General features: G+C 72.8%; 17 protein-coding genes. 6 read left to right on the top strand and 11 right to left on the bottom strand.

Translation table 11 applies throughout. The annotated features are described in order from the left end of the window. The 5 genes from ACFVGW_RS06560 to ACFVGW_RS06540 all read right to left on the bottom strand — a co-directional run bounded on the left by ACFVGW_RS06560 (position 1) and on the right by ACFVGW_RS06540 (position 5,310). Complete coding sequence (locus tag ACFVGW_RS06560) at positions 1–1,449, bottom strand: peptidoglycan D,D-transpeptidase FtsI family protein (protein ID WP_385851068.1); 1,449 nt, start codon at positions 1,447–1,449, stop codon at positions 1–3. A gap of 70 nt (positions 1,450–1,519) precedes the next feature. After that, positions 1,520–2,167, bottom strand: coding sequence for a response regulator (locus ACFVGW_RS06555; protein ID WP_385851305.1), 648 nt, complete (start codon positions 2,165–2,167; stop codon positions 1,520–1,522). After that, a complete protein-coding gene (locus ACFVGW_RS06550) occupies positions 2,167–3,438 on the bottom strand; it encodes a sensor histidine kinase (RefSeq protein WP_385851067.1) in 1,272 nt (423 codons plus the stop codon). Before ACFVGW_RS06550 ends, ACFVGW_RS06555 begins: the two co-directional genes overlap by 1 nt. Continuing rightward, positions 3,435–4,430, bottom strand: a complete 996-nt coding sequence (locus tag ACFVGW_RS06545) for a hypothetical protein (RefSeq protein WP_385851066.1) — start codon at positions 4,428–4,430, stop codon at positions 3,435–3,437. Before ACFVGW_RS06545 ends, ACFVGW_RS06550 begins: the two co-directional genes overlap by 4 nt. 112 nt (positions 4,431–4,542) lie before the next feature. After that, positions 4,543–5,310, bottom strand: coding sequence for an IclR family transcriptional regulator (locus tag ACFVGW_RS06540; RefSeq protein WP_352186235.1), 768 nt, complete (start codon positions 5,308–5,310; stop codon positions 4,543–4,545). 133 nt (positions 5,311–5,443) lie between these two features. Here ACFVGW_RS06540 and ACFVGW_RS06535 point away from each other — a divergent pair, with 133 nt between their 5' ends. After that, positions 5,444–6,922 (top strand): aldehyde dehydrogenase (NADP(+)), encoded by a 1,479-nt coding sequence (locus ACFVGW_RS06535; RefSeq protein WP_385851304.1) that lies wholly within the window; start codon positions 5,444–5,446, stop codon positions 6,920–6,922. Between the two features lie 4 nt (positions 6,923–6,926). Here the strand turns inward: ACFVGW_RS06535 and ACFVGW_RS06530 are convergent, their stop codons facing one another. Next, complete coding sequence (locus ACFVGW_RS06530) at positions 6,927–7,949, bottom strand: zinc-dependent alcohol dehydrogenase family protein (RefSeq protein WP_385851065.1); 1,023 nt, start codon at positions 7,947–7,949, stop codon at positions 6,927–6,929. Between the two features lie 88 nt (positions 7,950–8,037). Between ACFVGW_RS06530 and ACFVGW_RS06525 the strand changes: the two genes are divergently transcribed. From ACFVGW_RS06525 to ACFVGW_RS06510, 4 genes are all read left to right on the top strand, one after another. Further along, the gene (locus ACFVGW_RS06525; RefSeq protein WP_385851064.1) at positions 8,038–9,042 is read left to right on the top strand and encodes an AraC family transcriptional regulator; all 1,005 of its coding nucleotides are present in this window, start codon (positions 8,038–8,040) and stop codon (positions 9,040–9,042) included. Continuing rightward, positions 9,039–9,515 carry a GNAT family N-acetyltransferase gene (locus ACFVGW_RS06520; protein WP_385851063.1) on the top strand — a complete coding sequence of 159 codons (477 nt, stop codon included), beginning with the start codon at positions 9,039–9,041 and terminating at the stop codon, positions 9,513–9,515. Before ACFVGW_RS06525 ends, ACFVGW_RS06520 begins: the two co-directional genes overlap by 4 nt. Positions 9,516–9,581: 66 nt before the next feature. Beyond that, positions 9,582–10,280 carry a DsbA family oxidoreductase gene (locus tag ACFVGW_RS06515; RefSeq protein ID WP_385851062.1) on the top strand — a complete coding sequence of 233 codons (699 nt, stop codon included), beginning with the start codon at positions 9,582–9,584 and terminating at the stop codon, positions 10,278–10,280. A 114-nt stretch (positions 10,281–10,394) separates the two neighbouring features. Further along, positions 10,395–11,450 carry an aminotransferase class V-fold PLP-dependent enzyme gene (locus ACFVGW_RS06510; RefSeq protein WP_385851061.1) on the top strand — a complete coding sequence of 352 codons (1,056 nt, stop codon included), beginning with the start codon at positions 10,395–10,397 and terminating at the stop codon, positions 11,448–11,450. Between the two features lie 94 nt (positions 11,451–11,544). On the opposite strand, the gene thpD is transcribed toward ACFVGW_RS06510, so the two are convergent. The 5 genes from thpD to ACFVGW_RS06485 all read right to left on the bottom strand — a co-directional run bounded on the left by thpD (position 11,545) and on the right by ACFVGW_RS06485 (position 16,195). Beyond that, a complete protein-coding gene (thpD, locus tag ACFVGW_RS06505; RefSeq protein WP_385851060.1) occupies positions 11,545–12,411 on the bottom strand; it encodes an ectoine hydroxylase in 867 nt (288 codons plus the stop codon). Between the two features lie 2 nt (positions 12,412–12,413). Beyond that, positions 12,414–12,812, bottom strand: coding sequence for an ectoine synthase (locus tag ACFVGW_RS06500; protein ID WP_352186227.1), 399 nt, complete (start codon positions 12,810–12,812; stop codon positions 12,414–12,416). 41 nt (positions 12,813–12,853) lie between these two features. Beyond that, complete coding sequence (gene ectB, locus ACFVGW_RS06495; protein WP_383221050.1) at positions 12,854–14,122, bottom strand: diaminobutyrate--2-oxoglutarate transaminase; 1,269 nt, start codon at positions 14,120–14,122, stop codon at positions 12,854–12,856. Beyond that, the gene (ectA, locus tag ACFVGW_RS06490) at positions 14,119–14,640 is read right to left on the bottom strand and encodes a diaminobutyrate acetyltransferase (RefSeq protein ID WP_385851059.1); all 522 of its coding nucleotides are present in this window, start codon (positions 14,638–14,640) and stop codon (positions 14,119–14,121) included. The genes ectB and ectA overlap by 4 nt, the downstream gene beginning before the upstream one ends. A gap of 454 nt (positions 14,641–15,094) precedes the next feature. Further along, positions 15,095–16,195: a pyridoxal-phosphate-dependent aminotransferase family protein gene (locus tag ACFVGW_RS06485; protein WP_385851303.1), complete on the bottom strand. Its 1,101-nt coding sequence runs from the start codon at positions 16,193–16,195 to the stop codon at positions 15,095–15,097. A gap of 121 nt (positions 16,196–16,316) precedes the next feature. On the opposite strand from ACFVGW_RS06485, the gene ACFVGW_RS06480 reads away from it, so the two are divergent. Then, entirely contained in the window at positions 16,317–17,402 is a 1,086-nt protein-coding gene (locus tag ACFVGW_RS06480) for an amidohydrolase family protein (RefSeq protein WP_385851058.1), read from the top strand. Positions 17,403–17,443: the final 41 nt, after the last annotated feature.

Below are 17,443 nucleotides of genomic sequence, written 5' to 3'. Positions count from 1 at the left end.
TCACTTCAGCGCCGCCTTCATCATCTTCTGGGCCACCGGGGCCGCGAGGCGGTTGCCGCTGACCTCCGAGCGCGCCGCGCCCGAGTCCTCGATCAGCACCGCGACCGCGACCTCCTTGCCGGTGTCCGCGTCCTTCGCGTAGGAGGTGAACCAGGCGTACGGCGTCCTGCTGTTGTTCTCGCCGTGCTGGGCGGTACCCGTCTTGCCGCCCACCTCGGCGCCGCCGATCGCCGCGTTCGTGCCCGTGCCCTTGTCCACCACGGTCACCATCGCGCTGCGCAGCTGCTCCGCCGTCGAGGAGGAGACGACCCGCCGGGTGTCCCCGTCCTCGAAGGAGTCGAGGGTGTCCCCGTCGGAGTCCACCACCTTCGAGACCATGTGGGGCGCCGCCATGAGCCCGTCGTTGGCGATCGCCGCGGACACCATGGCGATCTGGAGCGGGGTCGCCGTCACATCGAACTGGCCGATGCCGGTCAGGGCCGTCTGCGCCTTGTCCATGCCGGACGGGTACACGCTCGCGTAGGCGCGTACCGGCACGTCCATCTCCTCGTCGTTGAAGCCGAACTTCTCCGCCATCGCCTTCACCTTGTCCTGGCCGAGATCGACCGCGATCTTGGCGAAGACGTTGTTGCAGGAGTACTGGAGCGCGGTGCGGATCGTGGCGTTCTCGCAGGGCGCGGAGGGGTTCTCGTTCTCCAGGTCGCGGGTGGTGCCGGGCAGCCTGTAGGGGTTCGGGCTCTCGGTCGCCGTGTCCACGGAGCCGTACAGACCCTCTTCCAGGGCGGCCGCGGCGACGACCAGCTTGAAGGTCGAGCCGGGTGGCAGCGGCTGCCTCAGGGCACGGTTGACCAGCGGCTTGTCCTCGTCCCCCGTCAGCTCCTTCCAGGTGGCGCCGTCGGTCAGACCGGCGATCGCGGAGGGGTCGTACGAGGGGGTGGACACCATCCCGAGGATCCTGCCGGTCTTCGGGTCGATGGCGACGGCCGCGCCCTTGTTGTCGCCGAGCGCCTGGTACGCGGCTTTCTGGACGGCCGGATCGATGGTCGTGAGCACATCACCCGGCTCCTGCTGCTTGCCGGTGAGGGCGTCGAGCGGGTTCTTCAGCCGGGTGTCGGTGCCGTCCAGGACGTCGGAGTAGATCCCCTCCAGCTGGGTGGCGCCGTACGCCTGGGAGCTGTACCCGGTGACGGCCGCGTACAGCTCGCCGTCGGTGTAGTCACGCTTGTACGCGAGGTCACCGCCCTCCGTCCGCTTCGAGCCCGTGACCGGCGAACCGGCCACGACGATGTTCCCGAGCGGCTGCGCGTACTGCGCCATGACCTGCCGCCGGTTCTGTTTGTCGTTCGCGAGGGCCTTGCCTTCGTACGCCTGCACCCAGGTCGCCCGGCCCAGCAGGGCGAGCACCAGGAGCAGCGAGAAGGCCGAGGCGCGCCTGATCGTCTTGTTCATCCCATATGCGGGACGAGCGAGCGGGGGCGCCGCGTTCCAGATGTGTCCCGTTTCTCAGGAAACGTTCATCTCATCCCGGGCTCACGAACCCCGACTCGTACGCGACGATCACCGCCTGTGTACGGTCCCGCGCCCCCGTCTTGGCCAGCACCGCCGCCACATGCGTCTTCACCGTCGCCGGGCCGACCCCCATCCGGCCGGCGATCTCCGCGTTCGTCAGCCCCGTCGCCACCAGCCGGAGCACCTGCGCCTCCCGCTCGGTCAGCCGGGCCACCCAGGGCGGCGCCGCCGGGGGCCGGCGGCGGGCGTGCTCGGCGGCCAGGCCCCGTACCGCCGCCGGGTAGAGCAGCGAGTCGCTGCGGGCGACCAGCCGGACCGCGTCCACCAGCTCCTCCGCGCCGGCCCGCTTCAGCAGGAAGCCGGCCGCCCCGACCCGGAGCGCGTCGTAGACGTACGCGTCGTTCTCGAAGGTCGTCACGACCACGATCCGCGGCGGCTGCGCCATCCCGGCCAGGATCTGCTCCGTCGCCCGGATCCCGTCGATCTCCGGCATGCGCACATCCATCAGGACCACGTCCGGCCGCGCCTCGCGCACCACCGACACGGCCTCGGCACCCGTGGACGCCTCGCCGACGACCTCCAGGCCGGGCTCCGCGTCGAGGATCACCCGCAGGGCGGTCCGCACCATCCGCTCGTCGTCCGCGAGCACCACCCGGATCACCGGCCGGCCTCCCCCGTGATGCTCGGCCTGCTCGCCGTCCCCAGCGGCAGGCGCACCGCGAGGCGCCAGACGTCGGCCACCCGGCCCGCCTCGGACGTTCCGCCGAGCAGACGTGCGCGTTCGGCGACGCCGCGCAGGCCGCGGCCGCCGTCGGGGCGGGCCACCGGGGCCCGTGCGGGCAGCGGGTTCTCCATCGTGATCTCCAACTCGTCGTCGTCCAGGGCGAGGCGCGCCGTCACGCGCTCCCCGCCCGCGTACCGTGCCGCGTTCGTCAGCCCCTCCTGGACGATCCGGTACGCCTCCCGCGACACCGCGTCCGGCACCCGGTCCAGCGCCCCGGTCACCGTCAGCTCGACCTGCCGCCCGGCGCCTCTCACCAGCGCGTCGAGCGCGTCGAGCCGGGGCGCGGCCGGCTCCCCGCCGTCCTCGCCCTCGCGCAACAGGCCCAGCACCGAGTCCAGTTCGCCGACCGTGCGCCGGGTCGTCTCCTCGATCGCCGCCAGGGCCTCCCGTACGAACTCCACGTCGGTGTCCAGGACCCGGCGGGCCGCGCTCGCCTGGAGCGTCACCGCGCTCAGGGCGTGGCCCACGGAGTCGTGCAGCTCGCGCGCCAGCCGGTTCCGTACCGCCAGTTCGGCGGCGCGCCGCTCGGCCGCGGCGAGCCGGTCCGCCGGACTCGGTCCGAGCAGCAGCGGCGCCTGCCGGGCGAGGAGGGCTCCCGTGCCGGCGGCGACGGAGATGAGCGCGAGGAGCATCAGCAGCCCGGCCGGGACGGCGGCCCACAGCAGCCAGGGCCGGTCCAGACCCCAGAACGAGGTGAGCTCCGAGTTCTGCAGCGACTCCGAGAACGGCAGCGCCATCACCGTGACCGCGAACGGCGGCAGGGCCAGCGTCGCCCCGCTGACCAGCGCGCCGATCCCCAGATGGAGCGTGAACCAGCCCGCCGTCCGCGCCTTCGCGCTCCGCCCCCGTGCGGGTCCGTCCGCGAGCCGGTCGCCCTCGACCCCGCAGAGCGCCCGCGCCGCAGCCACCGACATCGGCCGGGTCAGCGGGAAGAGCGCGGAGACCGTGACGAGCGGCAGGCCGACCGCGTACGCCCCCAACTGCACGGTGAGACCGCCCGAGAACATCGACCCCTCGCCCGTGAGCATCCCCACGACCACGGTGCCGACCAGCCAGTACGGCATGAACAGGGCGCCGCCCAGGATGAGATGGATCCATCGGAGCCGGGCGCGCCGGCCGAGCAGAGGTGGGAGCGGAGGTCTCACGCGCTTGCGCTCCGGCGTCGCAGGAAGACGGCCACACAGCCGGCCAGCAGGAACCCGGTGATCATTTCTGCAGCGTAGGTGAGCTGCGCCAGGCCGGTGAAGGTCTTGGCCGGATCGGTGTCCGGCATGAAGGTCACGAGCAGCATGTACGCGCCCCAGCACCCGACTCCGCCCGAGCCGACCCAGGCCAGGCCCAGGGTCGTACGGACCGACAGCGCGCCGGTCCTCCGGAAGACCAGGAGGAGGACACCGACGACGGCGACGGCGACGAAGAGCGCGCGCAGCCCCTCCAGGACGTGGAAGTCGTCGGTGCGCCGGGCGATCTGGGCCGGCGAGAGACCCCGCGTCGAGCCCGACGCCCACATCGTATGGACGGCCGCGGGCACCAGGGCGGCCAGGGAGGCGACGACGGCGGCGGCACGCGTGCCGGTTCCGCAGAGCCGGGCGGGCAGCTCGCCCAGGGTGCCGTGCCAGACGGGTGCCCAGCGCTCGCGTACGTAGAGGACGAAGAGCGTGCCGAGCGCGAGGCCCTGGACGATGAAGCCGCCGTAGACGACCCCGAAGACCCAGCCGTCGAGGAAGGGTTCGCTGTCGGCGGCGGGCTCCGGCGGGCCGGTGACGAGCGAGACCGCGAGCTGGGCGGGGAAGCCGACCATGATCGGGGAGAGCAGCCCCGTCGCGGCCCACAGAGGGAACGTGAGGAGCCAGGCCCGGACCCGCAGGCCCCACGGCCGGGTGAGGAGCAGGGCGAGGACGGCCACCACGGCGTCCATCACCACGGAGACCGAGTTGGCGACGATCAGCAGCGTCCGGTGCTCCAGGAGCACGCTGCCCGCCGGGATGCCGATCTCGCTGCCCGCCACCCAGGCGATCTTCAGCGAGATGTACGGGAGACAGGCCACGACGGCCAGGGCGTGCAGGATCCGGCGCGCGGCGTCCGGGCGGCCGGTGCCGGTGGGTGCGGAAGGGGGGAGGGGAGCGGTCTGCGTCATGGCTCCACGCTCCCGCGCGGGCCCCTCCCCCCACCTCCTGCCCGGCGACGAACCGCCTCCGCCGCGCGGGGGAGAAGCCCCGACGCCCGCCGGACGGCCCCCGCCCCGGTGCTCAGAGGCGGCGCGTCGCCAGGGTCAGGCGGTCGCGGGCGTCGAAGAGCGCGTCCTTGATCATCTGTTCGTGTCCGGGCGTCAGCCTGGCCACCGGCACCGAGCAGCTGATCGCGTCGCGCGCCGGGGTCCGGTAGGGGATCGCGATGCCGAAGCAGCGCAGCCCGAGGGTGTTCTCCTCGCGGTCCACCGCGTAGCCCTGCTCGCGGACGAGGTGCAGTTCCTCGATGAGCTTCTCGCGGTCCGTGATCGTGTGCTCGGTCAGCGCGGGCAGCGTCTCCGGGAGCAGCTTGCGGACCTGCTCGTCGCTGTGGGTGGCGAGCAGCGCCTTGCCCAGCGAGGTCGAGTGGGCGGGCAGCCGGCGGCCGACGCGCGTGAACGGCCGCAGGTAGTGCTGGGACTGACGGGTCGCCAGGTAGACCACGTTGGTGCCGTCGAGCCGCGCCATGTGGATGGTCTCGGTGGTGTCGTCGGAGAGCCGGTCCAGGGTCGGCCGGGCGGCGGCCACCACCTCGTCGCCGTCGATGTACGAGGTACCGACCAGCAGGGCCCGCACGCCGATGCCGTACCGCGTGCCCGTCGCGTCCGTCTCGACCCAGCCCAGCTCGACCAGGGTGCGCAGCAGCATGTACAGGCTGGACTTGGGGTAGCCGACAGCCTCCTGGACGGCGGCCAGCGAGTGCATCCCGGGACGCCCGGCGAAGTACTCGAGCAGTTCCACCGTGCGCACCGCGGACTTGACCTGGGCCCCACCCGTGTCGGTCGACATTGACCTCGCCCCCTCTTCCCGTGCCTCTTGTGGAGTCGGCACGCCCGTCAATAGAGTCCTGATTCATCTACAGGAACTCTGTTCAGAATAGCGAACAGGGCGCACGGAGGGGCATCCGGTGGCAGCTGAACCAGTGTGGAGTGTGGACCCCCGGACGGGGAAGCCGCGGGAGCAGGTTGCGGTGGAGGCCACAGGGGACGAGATCGACCGGGCAGTCCGCTCCGCGGCCGCCACCCGCGAGGCGCTCGCCGACCGTACGGCGCGGGCCGCTCTGCTCCGTACCGCCGCCGACCTCCTCGACGAGTCGGGGCCGCAGGTCATCGAGGCGGCCGACGCCGAGACCGCGCTCGGCCCGGTCCGGCTCACCGGTGAACTCGCCCGCACCACCGCCCAGGTGCGGTCCTTCGCGGACGTCGTCGACGAGGGCTCCTTCCTCGACGTACGCGTCGACCTGCCCGATCCGGCCACCACCCCGCCCCGGCCCGACCTGCGCCGCTGGAAGATCCCGCTCGGCGTCGTCGCCGTCTACGCGGCGAGCAACTTCCCGCTCGCCTTCTCCGTCCCGGGCGGCGACACGGCCAGTGCTCTCGCCGCCGGCTGCCCGGTCGTGATCAAGGCCCACCCCGACCACCCGGCCACGTCCGAGCTCTGCGCCTCGCTGCTGCGCCGGGCCGCCGCCAAGGCCGGTCTCCCCGAGGACGTGGTCGTCCTGGTCCACGGCTTCGACGCGGGCGTCGAGCTGGTCCGCCACCCGCTCGTCGCGGCGGCCGGCTTCACCGGTTCCGTACGGGGCGGGCGGGCGCTCTTCGACGCGGCGGCGGCCCGTCCGGTGCCCATCCCCTTCCACGGCGAACTCGGCTCGCTCAACCCGGTGGTGATCACCGGCGCCGCCGCCGAGGAGCGGGCCGCGGAGATCGGCGCCGGGCTCGCCGCCTCCATGACCATGGGCCAGGGGCAGTTCTGCACAAAGCCCGGTTTCGTCCTCGCCCCCACGGGTGAGGCCGGCGACCGCTTCGTGTCGGCCCTCACGGACGCCGTCAGCCAGTCCGAGCCCGGTGTGATGCTCGACCACCGCATGCGGGGCGCGTTCCTCGCGGGAACGAGCGAGCGCGGCGGACTCCCGGGCGTCACCGCCCCCGTCACACCCGGCGCGGGCGGGGAGCACACGGTCAACGCGGGCATCCTGACCGTCGACACCGCGGACCTGCTGGCCGGCGGCCACGAGGCGCTCCTGGAGGAGTGCTTCGGACCGGTGACCGTGGTCTCCCGCTACGCCACCCGCGACGAGGTCACCGCCGTCCTCGCCCTGCTCCCCGGCAACCTGACCGCCACGCTCCAGATGGCCGACGAGGACCCGGAGGCGGCCTCCCTGCTCGCCGAGCTGACGCCGCTCGCGGGCCGTGTGCTCGTCAACGGCTGGCCGACCGGCGTGGCGGTCGCCGCCGCGCAGCACCACGGCGGCCCCTACCCGGCCACCACCTCCACCTCCACCTCGGTCGGCGCGACCGCGATCGAGCGCTGGCTGCGTCCGGTCACGTACCAGTCGACCCCGCAGCACCTGCTTCCGCCCGAGCTGCGCGACGGCAACCCGCTGGGCGTGCCCCGCCGCTGACCCGTCACGGCCGTCGGACGCGCACCACGATCTTGCCCGTGTGCGCGTTGGACTCCATCAGCCGGTGGGCGTCGGTGATCCGCTCCAGGCCCTCGAAGGTCTCGGCGATCACCGGCGCCAGTGAGCCGTCGCGCAGACCGGAGCCGATGAACCCGGCGATCCGGCTCCGGCCCTCCATGTCGCGCACCACCGCGCCGTTGGCATAACCCCGCACCGTGATCGGCCAGTTCATCGGCATCGTGGCCGGCCGCCGGTCGAGCCAGCCGTAGAGCACCGCCGTGCCGCCCGGCTCCAGGGCGTTCCCGAGCTCCGAGAAGCCCGGCCCGCCGATCGCGTCGAAGACGAGCCGCGCACCGAGGCCCCCGGTGAACCGCCGCACCTCCTTCACCACGTCCTCGCTCTCGGTCGTGATCACCCGCTCGGCGCCCAGGTCGAGCAGCCGGCGCCGTTTCCCCTCGCCCCGCGTCGTGGCGATCGGCACCGCGCCGATCCGCCGCGCCACCTGGATCGCCGCCGTCCCCACCCCGCTGGACGCCCCCGTGATCACCACCGGGTCGCCGGGACGCAGCCCGCCCGCCTCCACCATCCCGCCGTACGCCGTCGAGTACGTCAGCCACGCGGCGGCCGCGGTCACCGCGTCCACGCCCGCGGGCCCGGGCACCAGGTACTCCTGGGAGAGCACCACGCGCTCGGCGTGCACGCCGTGCACCCCGAAGTCGAAGTTGGCCGCGGCCATGACCGGATCGCCGGGGGCGTACGCGGTGACGTCCGGGCCGACGGCCTCCACCACCCCCGCCGCCTCGTAGCCGAGCCGGGAACCGGGCAGCGTGGCCGGGTAGTAGTAGGTCCCCGCGCGGAACAGCGCCTCGGCGCGGTTGAGGCCGACGGCCTCGACCCGGACGAGCACCTCGCCCGGGCCCGGCGCGGGGAGCGGCACCTCCTCCACGGTCAGCACCTCGGGTCCGCCGAGCTCGTGGAAGAGCACGGCGCGGGTCGTCGTCATGCCGGTGTGCGTGTCGTTCGTCATGTCCTCGACCGTAGGCAGCCGCAGGGAGACGAACCATGTTCCAGAACCTCCCTGCGATGTCCGTCCGTCTCGCGCTACGGTGCGGGCCATGGACGTACTGAGCGACGCCGTGGCGGCCATGCGGGCCGGGCGCCCGCACTCCTCCCGTACCGTCAACTCCGGTGCCTGGGGCCTCCGTTTCCCGCCCAGCGACGGCGCCGGATTCCACGTGGTCGTCCAGGGCACGGCCTGGCTCGTGCCGCCGGGCGGGGACGGCGAGCCCGTCGAGCTCCACCCCGGTGACGTGGCCCTGCTGCCGCACGGCACCGGCCACGGACTCGCCGGCCACCCCGGCACCCCGCTCGTCGACGCCGTACAGGCGCCCGACGGCTCCTGGCCCACGCCACCCGACCGGGAACCGGCCCGCGCGGACGACACCCTGCTGCTGTGCGGCGCGTACCAGGTGAGCCGGGCCCGGGCCCACCCCCTCTTCACCGAGCTGCCCCCCTTCGTGCACATCCCCGCCAGGCCCGGCGCCCACCCCCGGCTGCGCGCCGCGGTCGACCTGCTCGGCACCGAACTCGCCGACCCGCAGCCGGGATCCGACGCGCTCGTGCCCGCCCTGCTCGACACCCTGCTCGTGCTGCTGCTCCGCACCTGGTGGCTGACCGAGCGTCCCGGGCGGAGCACCGGCTGGTCGGCCGCCCTTCGCGATCCGGCCGTCACCGCGGCCCTCCGCGCGATCCACGCGGAGCCGGCCCGGCCGTGGACGGTGGAGGAGCTCGGCGCCGAGGGCGGTCTCTCCCGCGCGGCCTTCGCCCGCCGCTTCACGATGCTGGTCGGCAGGCCGCCGCTGGCCTATCTGACGTGGTGGCGCATGACGACGGCGGGGCGGCTGCTCCGCGCGGACGACACCCCGATCCGCACGGTCGCCCGACGCACCGGCTATGCCTCGGAGTTCGCCTTCGCCAAGGCGTTCAAGAGGGAGTACGGCATGGCGCCGGGGAGGTACCGGAAGGGGGAGCCGGGGCCGGGTCCGGCCGGACCGGCAGGGAGCGGCGGGGAGCCGCCGCGCGCAACCGCCCTCCCGGCCGTCGCGTCCCCGTTGTCATGATCAGAGCCGCGACCCCCGACGACCTCGACGCCATAGCCGCCCTGCACCTGGAGGCCCGGTCCACCTACTACCGAGGCCATCTCGCCGACGGCGAGTACGCCGGACCCGAGGAGCTCGCCCGCTCCCGGGACGGATGGAGCAGGGCCGTGGAGCGGGGCGACGTGCTCTGCGCGGAGCGGGACGGCGAGCTCGGCGGCGTCGCGGCGTACCGCAGGGGGGACGAGGCGGTGACGCTCACCCAGCTGCACGTCCGGCCCGGCCGCTGGCGCAGCGGCCTCGGCACCGCACTGCACGCGGCCTGCCTCGACGTCTGGCGCGCCGAGGGGATCGCCACCGCGCGCCTGCTGGTCTTCGAGAAGAACGAGCGGGCCCGCGCCTTCTACGCCGCCCGCGGCTGGATCCAGGACCCCGGCACCCCGCGCTCCGGCACCCACCTCGTGCTCCGTCTCACAGTGGTGCCCGTCGCGGAATGAATCCGGCCGCCGGATGTGTTTCGGCCACGGAACAGACCCCTCACGACCCCGGAGAGAAGCAACAACATGCGCGTCGAGATCTGGAGCGACATCGCCTGCCCGTGGTGCTACATCGGCAAGGCCCGCTTCGAGAAGGGGCTCGCGGAGTTCGCCCACCGTGACGAGATCGAGGTCGTGCACCGCTCCTTCGAGCTCGACCCGAACCGGCCCAAGGGCGACACCGCGCCGGTGATCGACATGCTCGCGAAGAAGTACGGCCGGACCCTGGACGAGGCCCGCGCCATGGAGGCGCACGTCGCCTCCAACGCGCACTCCGAGGGCCTCGGCTACCGCACCGAGGGCCGTGACCACGGCAACACCTTCGACATCCACCGCCTCCTCCACCTCGCCAGGGAGCGCGGCCGGCAGAACGAGCTGCTCGACCTCGCGTACCGCGCGAACTTCGCCGAGGAGCGGTCCGTCTTCGACGGCGAGACCCTCGCACGGCTCGGGGTCGAGGCCGGCCTGGACGAGACCGAGGTCCGCACCGTGCTCGCCGACGAGACCGCGTACGCCGACGCGGTGCGGGCCGACGAGCGCGAGGCGGCCGAGCTCGGCGCGAACGGCGTGCCGTTCTTCGTCCTCGACCGCCGCTACGGCATCTCCGGCGGCCAGCCCGCCGAGGTCTTCACGCAGGCCCTGGAGCAGGCCTGGCAGGGCCGGGCGCTCCAGCCGGCCGGCGGCGAAGCGGCGGCCTGCGACATCGACGGGACCTGCGAGGCCTGACCGGCCCGTCCGGGGCCGAGGCGCGCCTCTGACCTGCGCACATAAGCCGGGCTTGGCCTTTCCCCATGATCAAAGGCAATTGACCGCAGGTCGGAGGGACCCCAGGCTGGGTCCATGGATGCCATGGAACCCCTCGGCGGAGCCGAGTTCGCGCCCCAGCAGACGTATCTGAACACCTCCGCCTGCGCGCTGCTGCCGCGCCGCGCGATCGAGGCGGTCACGCTCCTCGCCGAGGAGACCGCGGCCGGACGCCCGAACGGGGCAGGCGACTTCGAGACCGTCGCCGAGGCCCGCGCCACCTACGCCCGGCTCATGGACGTCCACCCGGACCGGGTGGCGGTCGGCAGCTCGGTCTCCGTCCACGTCGGCATGATCGCGCAGTCGATGCCGGCGGGCTCCGAGATCCTCTTCCCCGAGGGCGACTTCAGCTCCCTGATCACCCCGTTCACGATCCGCGGCGACCTCAAGACGCGGTTCGTCCCGCTGGAGCGGCTGGCGGAGTCGGTCCGCCCCGACACCGCGCTCGTCGCCTTCTCGGCCGTCCAGTCGGCGGACGGCAGGACGGCCGACTTCGCCGCGATCCGCGCCGCGGCGGCCGCGCACGGCGCCCGCACGCTCCTCGACGCCACCCAGTCGGCCGGCTGGCTGCCGCTGCGGGCGGGGGAGTGGGACTACACGGTGGCCGGGGGCTACAAGTTCCTGCTCTGCCCGCGCGGGGCGTCCTTCCTGACCGTCACCGAGGAGGCGCAGGACTCGCTGGTCGCGATCCACGCGGGCTGGGTCACCGGCGAGGAGCTGTGGACCAACAGCTACGGACCGGTGCGCGAACTCGCCCGCTCCGCACGGCGGTTCGACGAGCCCCCGGCCTTCCTCTCGTACCACGGCGCGGCCCGCTCGCTCGCGCTGCTCGAAGAGATCGGGATCGAGCGGATCGAGGCCCACAACAAGGCCCTCGCCGCCCGGTTCCGCGCCGGCCTCGTGGAGCTGGGGCACGCCCCGGTGCCGGACGTCTCCGGCGTGGTCGGCGTCCCGGGCCTCGGCGACCGGCAGTCCGCCCTGCTCTCGTCGGGCGTCCTGATGTCCGCCCGCGCGGGCAACCTGCGGGCGTCCTTCCACCTCTACAACGGCTCGGCCGACGTCGACCGCGCCCTGGAGGTCCTGGCGGGCTGAGAGACGGATGCGGGGGCGGCCGAGAAGGCCGCCCCCGCACCACCGGCATCGCGCGCCCGGCTCCGCGCACCCGGATCCGCACCGCCCACCCGGCTCAGCGCACCGGTGTGAAGTCCCGCGCGCCGATGAACTCGGGCCGCCGCACCGGTGCCGCGAAGGGCTCCACCGCCGTGTTCTCCACGCTGTTGAAGACGATGAACACGTTGCTGCGCGGATACGGCGTGATGTTGTCGCCCGAGCCGTGCATCGCGTTGCAGTCGAACCAGGTCGCCGAACCGGCCCGGCCCGTGAAGAGCCGGATGCCGTGCGCGTCCGCGAGCGAGGTCAGCGCCTCGTCGGACGGGGTGCCGGCGTCCTGCATCTGCAGCGAGCGCTTGTAGTTGTCCTTCGGCGTCGCGCCCTCGCACCCCAGGAACGTGCGGTGCGAGCCCGGCATGATCATCAGGCCGCCGTTGGTGTCGTGGTTCCGCGTCAGCGCGATCGACACCGACACCGTGCGCATGCGCGGCAGCCCGTCCTCCGCGTGCCAGGTCTCGAAGTCCGAGTGCCAGTAGAACCCGGAGGCGCCGAAGCCCGGCTTCACGTTGATCCGCGACTGGTGGACGTACACGTCCGAGCCGAGGATCTCGCGGGCCCGGCCCACCACCCGCTCGTCGCGGACCAGCCGGGCGAAGACCTCGCTGAGCCGGTGGACCTCGAAGACGGAGCGCACGGTCGACGACTTCGACTCGACGATCGCGCGCGGGTCGGACCGTACGGCCGGATCGGCGACCAGCCGGTCGAGCTCGCGCCGGTACACCGCGACCTCGTCGTCGGCCAGCAGCTCGGGCTCGACGAGGAAGCCGTCCCGTTCGAAGGACTCCAGGCCCGGGGCGTCGCTCCACACCACCGGATCCCGGCGTGGCGTGAGCACCTCGGAGGCGCCTCGGGTCGGGTACAGGTCGGTCAGGACGTTCGTCATGGTCAGCCCTCCTCCGTGAGCAGCGGGTACACCCCGTTCGCGTCGTGGTCCTCCCGGCCGGTGACGGGCGGGTTGAAGACACAGACGCAGCGGAAGTCGGTCTTGGGACGCATGGTGTGCCGCTCATGGCCGTCGAGCAGGTACATCGTGCCCGGCTCGATCCAGTGCGTCTCTCCGGTCTCGTCGTTCGTCAGCTCGGCCTCGCCCTCGACGCACAGGACGGCCTCGATGTGGTTGGCGTACCACATGGACGTCTCGGTGCCCGCGTAGAGCACGGTCTCGTGCAGCGAGAAGCCGACCCGCTCCTTGGCGAGGACGATCCGCTTGCTCTCCCAGGTGCCGGACTTCGCCCGCACATGGCGTTCGGTGTTCTCGATGTCCTTGAAGGATCGGACGATCACGGTGGTGCAACTCCCTTTCGTCTGGCGGTGGTACGGCTGGATCAGACGGTCTCGCGGACCGCGCGGGACAGCGTCCGCAGCCCCTCGTCCAGCTCCTCGGGGGTGATGGTCAGCGGCGGCAGGAGTTTGACGACCTGGCTCTCCGGGCCGGAGGTCTCCAGCAGGAGCCCCAGCTCGAAGGCGCGCGCGCAGACCTTCGCCGCGCGGGTCCGGTCGGCGAACTCCAGGCCCCAGACCAGGCCGCGGCCGCGGTAGTGGGCACCGTCGGCGGAGTTCTCCTCGCAGATGGCGAGGAGGGTCTGCTCGACCTGCTCGCCGCGCGCCAGGGTCTGCTTCTCCATCTGGCCGTCGGCCCAGTACGTGTCGAGCGCGGCGGCGGCGGTGACGAAGGCCGGGTTGTTGCCCCGGAAGGTGCCGTTGTGCTCGCCCGGCTCCCACACGTCCAGCTCCGGCCGGAACAGGCAGAGCGACATCGGCAGCCCGTATCCGCTGATCGACTTCGACAGCGTGACGATGTCGGGCGTGACGCCGGCCTCCTCGAAGGAGAAGAACGCGCCGGTGCGGCCGCAGCCCATCTGGATGTCGTCGACGATCAGCAGCATGTCCTGGCGGCGGCACAGATCGGCGAGCGCCCGCAGCCACTCGGCCCGTGCCACGTTGATGCCGCCCTCGCCCTGGACCGTCTCCACGATCACCGCGGCGGGCTTGTTCAGGCCGGATCCCTGGTCCTCGAGCAGCCGCTCGAACCAGAGGAAGTCCGGTACCCGCCCGTCGAGATAGTGGTCGAACGGCATCGGCGTGCCGTGCACCAGCGGAATGCCCGCGCCGGCCCGCTTGAAGGCGTTGCCGGTGACGGCCAGCGACCCCAGCGACATGCCGTGGAAGGCGTTGGTGAAGGAGACCACCGACTCGCGGCCCTTCACCTTCCGTGCCAGTTTCAGCGCGGACTCCACCGCGTTGGTGCCGGTCGGGCCCGGGAACATCACCTTGTACGGCAGCGAGCGCGGCCGCAGCACGACCTCCTCGAAGGTCTCCAGGAAGGTCCGTTTGGCGGTGGTCGCCATGTCGAGACCGTGGGTGATCCCGTCCCGCTCCAGATAGTCGATCAGAGCCCGTTTCAGTACCGGGTTGTTGTGGCCGTAGTTGAGCGAGCCGGCGCCGGCGAAGAAGTCGAGGTACTCGTGGCCGTCCTCGTCGGTGAGCCGTGCGCCCTGCGCGCGGTCGAAGACGGTGGGCCAGCCGCGGCAGTAGCTGCGGACCTCCGACTCCAGGGTCTCGAAGACGCTCAGTTCGGGCGGGGTGATGGTCACAGCGAAGCTCCAGGGGTGTGGAAGGGGCCGATGCGGTACAGGACTTCGGGCTGGTGCGCGGCGCCGTCGGCGGTGTCGGGGAACAGGCCCCCGTCGAAGAGGACCTCGCGCTCCAGGGGGAGCCGGTGCCGGGCCGCGTAGGAGGTGAAGAGCCGGTCCGAGGGCGTGTTGTCGGGGGTGATCGTGGTCTCGACGGCCTCCGGGGAGACCCGGGCGGTCAGCGCGTCGAGCAGCACCCCGGCGAGGCCGCGGCCGCGCTGGCTCTCGTCGACGGCGATCTGCCAGACGACGAGGGTCCCGGGCCGGTCGGGACGGAGATATCCGGTGACGAAGCCGACCAGCTCACCGTCTGCGGCGCGCGCGACCAGCGACGTGGCGGCGAAGTCGCGGCACCACAGCAGGTAGCTGTACGAGGAGTTCAGGTCGAGCACCCGGGAATCGCGGGCTATTCGCCAGATCGCGGCTCCGTCCTCCACGCGTGGGCTTTCCAAGGTCATGGCTGCTTGTGCTGCGGTCATGCCGAGGCAATTTACCGACCGAATTCTTGGATTGCATGGGGCGGAGGGGTGGGCTGGAGAGGATCGATGTGTTATTCGCGCGAGCACCGGTCTGTACCGGTTTGACCGGGTAAATACGGGCAAAAGGGCGGCGATGTGGAGTCCGTCACAGGCGCCGGAATGGCTCGAAAGTACTGATGAAACCTTAGCGTTTAGGGTCCGAGATCCGGGGCAGAAGAAACTCGGAATGTGTACGGGGAATTCGCTTGGATAATGCGCGTGTGAAATTGGTTCGGGAATTGTGCCGGGAGAATGCGCGCCGGCCGTGCGCGGTGCCTTCCCGGCGGCCCGCCGCCGTGCGGCACGAGGTCGGCCCGCCGGGCCCATACGGAAGGGGCCGGGGTGACCGGCCGGACGACGACGTCCGCCCGTCACCCCGGCCCCTCACCGGTGTGCCGCGCCCCAGGGGGTGGCTCTAGGCCCACGCCTCCGCCGCCGCGCGGTGGGCGGCCTGCAGGGCCACCGGGCGGCCCGTGTCGGCGAGGGCCGCGCCCAGGGCCGCCAGCGAGGACTGCACCGCGCCCGGGGTCGCGTCCACGCCGTAGTGGTTCACCCGGATCATCTCCTTCGCCAGCGCGCCGCCGCCCGCGATCAGCGGCAGCGACGGATCGGCCTCCAGGGCCCGGGCGACCAGCTGCGAGGCGTCCACGCCCGCCGGAGCGCGCAGCGTCGTCGCGACCGGGGCCGCGTCCTTGGCGTCGTGGACGTACGGTTCGAGGCCGCCGCCCAGCGCCCGCGCGCCCGCGCGCGTCGCGGCCGCGGCGGACGCGTGGCGGGCCATCAGGACGTCCAGGCCCTCCGCCTCGATCCGCTCCACGCACGCTTCGAGGGCCAGCATCTCCAACTGCGCCGGCGCGTGCAGCAGCGCCTTGCGGCCGCCGTCGATCCAGCGCTCCTTCCAGTCCAGCAGCGAGAGGTACGAGCGGCGCGGAGCCTGCGGGTTGGCCGCGAACCGCTCCCACGCCCGCTCGCTCACGGAGACCGCGGAGACACCCGCGGGGCCGCCCATCGCCTTCTGCGCGCCGATGATGCACATGTCCACGCCCCACTCGTCCGGCAGCACCGGCTCCGCGCCGATCGAGGCCACCGCGTCGAGGTAGAACAGCGCGCCGTGCGCGCGCACGACCTCGCCGATCGCGGCGACCGGGTTGGTGTTGCCGGTCGCCGCCTCCGCGTGCACCAGCGACACGAAGTCGATCTCCGGGTGCTCGGCCAGCGCCCGCTCCACCTGAGCGGCCGTCACCGCCGTGTGGAACGGCACGTCCAGGTCCACCACCGTGGCGCCGCAGTCCCGCAGCCAGTTGCCGAACGTCTGGCCGTACGGCCCCGTGACGATGTTCAGCGCGGTCGAGCCCGGCCGGGCCCCGCTGCGGATGCAGCCCTCCAGCGGCAGCAGCGCCTCGCCCTGCGTGATCACCACGTCCTGCTCCGTCGAGAGCAGGGCGGCGACCCTCCGCTCGATGGACGCGAAGTGCGCGGCGGTCAGCGGGGCCAGGTCGAGCAGCGGATGTGTCACGGTCACGGCGGTGCCTTCTTCGCAGGGGGTCGAACGTCGCTTCAGGGTACCGAGCCGGTTCCCGGACGCTTCGGAAACGACCCCTCTGTAGCGGGGTGCCCGCCCCTCGTAGAGTGCAGACATGAGCGATCGCGTGGTGCTGCATGTGAAGGGGCGGGTGCTCGTCGGCCCGGAGGACGTACGGGACGAGCTGTGGGCGGTCGACGGGCGGATCACGTACACCCGTCCGTCCGGCGAGGCGCTGACGGTGGAGGGCTGGGCACTGCCGGGTCTCGTGGACGCGCACTGCCATGTCGGCCTGGACCAGCACGGCCCGGTCGACGAGGCCACCAGCGAGAAGCAGGCGCTCACCGACCGCGACGCGGGCACGCTCCTGATCCGTGACGCGGGCTCGCCGTCCGACACCCGCTGGATCGACGAGCGCGAGGACCTGCCGAAGATCATCCGCGCGGGCCGTCACATCGCGCGCACCCGCCGCTACATCCGCAACTACGCCCACGAGATCGAGCCCGAGGACCTGGTGGCGTACGTCGGCCGCGAGGCGCGGCGCGGCGACGGCTGGGTGAAGCTCGTCGGGGACTGGCTCGACCGGGACGCCGGCGATCTGGGCGCCTGCTGGCCCCGCGCCGAGGCCGAGGCGGCGATCGCCGAGGCCCACCGGCTCGGGGCGCGGGTCACCGCGCACTGCTTCGCGGAGGACTCGCTGCGGGACCTGGTGGAGGCGGGCATCGACTGCATCGAGCACGCCACCGGACTCACCGAGGACACGATCCCGCTCTTCGCCGAGCGGGGCGTCGCGATCGTCCCGACACTCGTCAACATCGCCACCTTCCCGCGGCTCGCGGAGGGCGGCGAGCAGAAGTTCCCGCGCTGGTCGGCGCATATGCGACGGCTGTACGAGCGCCGGTACGACACCGTGCGCTCGGCGTACGACGCGGGCGTCCCGGTCTTCGTCGGCACGGACGCCGGCGGCTCCCTGGCGCACGGGCTGGTCGCGGCCGAGGTCGAGGAACTGGTCAAGGCCGGCATCCCGCCGGTCGAGGCCCTCTCGGCGACGGCCTGGGGCGCCCGCGCCTGGCTGGGCCGCCCCTCCCTTGAGGAGGGCGCCCCCGCGGACCTCGTCGTCTACGCCGAGGACCCCCGCGCGGACGTCCGCGCCCTGGCGGCCCCCCGCAGGGTCGTCGTGAACGGCCGAGTGATCGCCTGACGCGGGCCGGAATACCCCTCGGTCTCCGCGGGCCCGCTGCC

Source organism: Streptomyces sp. NPDC127129 (assembly GCF_042671585.1).
GTDB lineage: Bacteria > Actinomycetota > Actinomycetes > Streptomycetales > Streptomycetaceae > Streptomyces.
The sequence above is the reverse complement of the archived record's forward strand: the minus strand, read 5'-3'. Positions and strand labels throughout refer to the sequence as shown.

Coding starts and splice junctions, on each gene's coding strand:
- ACFVGW_RS06560 (WP_385851068.1), bottom strand. CDS start 1,449: ATGAACAAGACGATCAGGCGCGCCTCGGCCTTCTCGCTGCTCCTGGTG.
- ACFVGW_RS06545 (WP_385851066.1), bottom strand. CDS start 4,430: ATGACGCAGACCGCTCCCCTCCCCCCTTCCGCACCCACCGGCACCGGC.
- ACFVGW_RS06540 (WP_352186235.1), bottom strand. CDS start 5,310: ATGTCGACCGACACGGGTGGGGCCCAGGTCAAGTCCGCGGTGCGCACG.
- ACFVGW_RS06530 (WP_385851065.1), bottom strand. CDS start 7,949: ATGACGAACGACACGCACACCGGCATGACGACGACCCGCGCCGTGCTC.
- ACFVGW_RS06525 (WP_385851064.1), top strand. CDS start 8,038: ATGGACGTACTGAGCGACGCCGTGGCGGCCATGCGGGCCGGGCGCCCG.
- ACFVGW_RS06520 (WP_385851063.1), top strand. CDS start 9,039: ATGATCAGAGCCGCGACCCCCGACGACCTCGACGCCATAGCCGCCCTG.
- ACFVGW_RS06515 (WP_385851062.1), top strand. CDS start 9,582: ATGCGCGTCGAGATCTGGAGCGACATCGCCTGCCCGTGGTGCTACATC.
- ACFVGW_RS06510 (WP_385851061.1), top strand. CDS start 10,395: ATGGATGCCATGGAACCCCTCGGCGGAGCCGAGTTCGCGCCCCAGCAG.
- thpD (WP_385851060.1), bottom strand. CDS start 12,411: ATGACGAACGTCCTGACCGACCTGTACCCGACCCGAGGCGCCTCCGAG.
- ectA (WP_385851059.1), bottom strand. CDS start 14,640: ATGACCGCAGCACAAGCAGCCATGACCTTGGAAAGCCCACGCGTGGAG.
- ACFVGW_RS06480 (WP_385851058.1), top strand. CDS start 16,317: ATGAGCGATCGCGTGGTGCTGCATGTGAAGGGGCGGGTGCTCGTCGGC.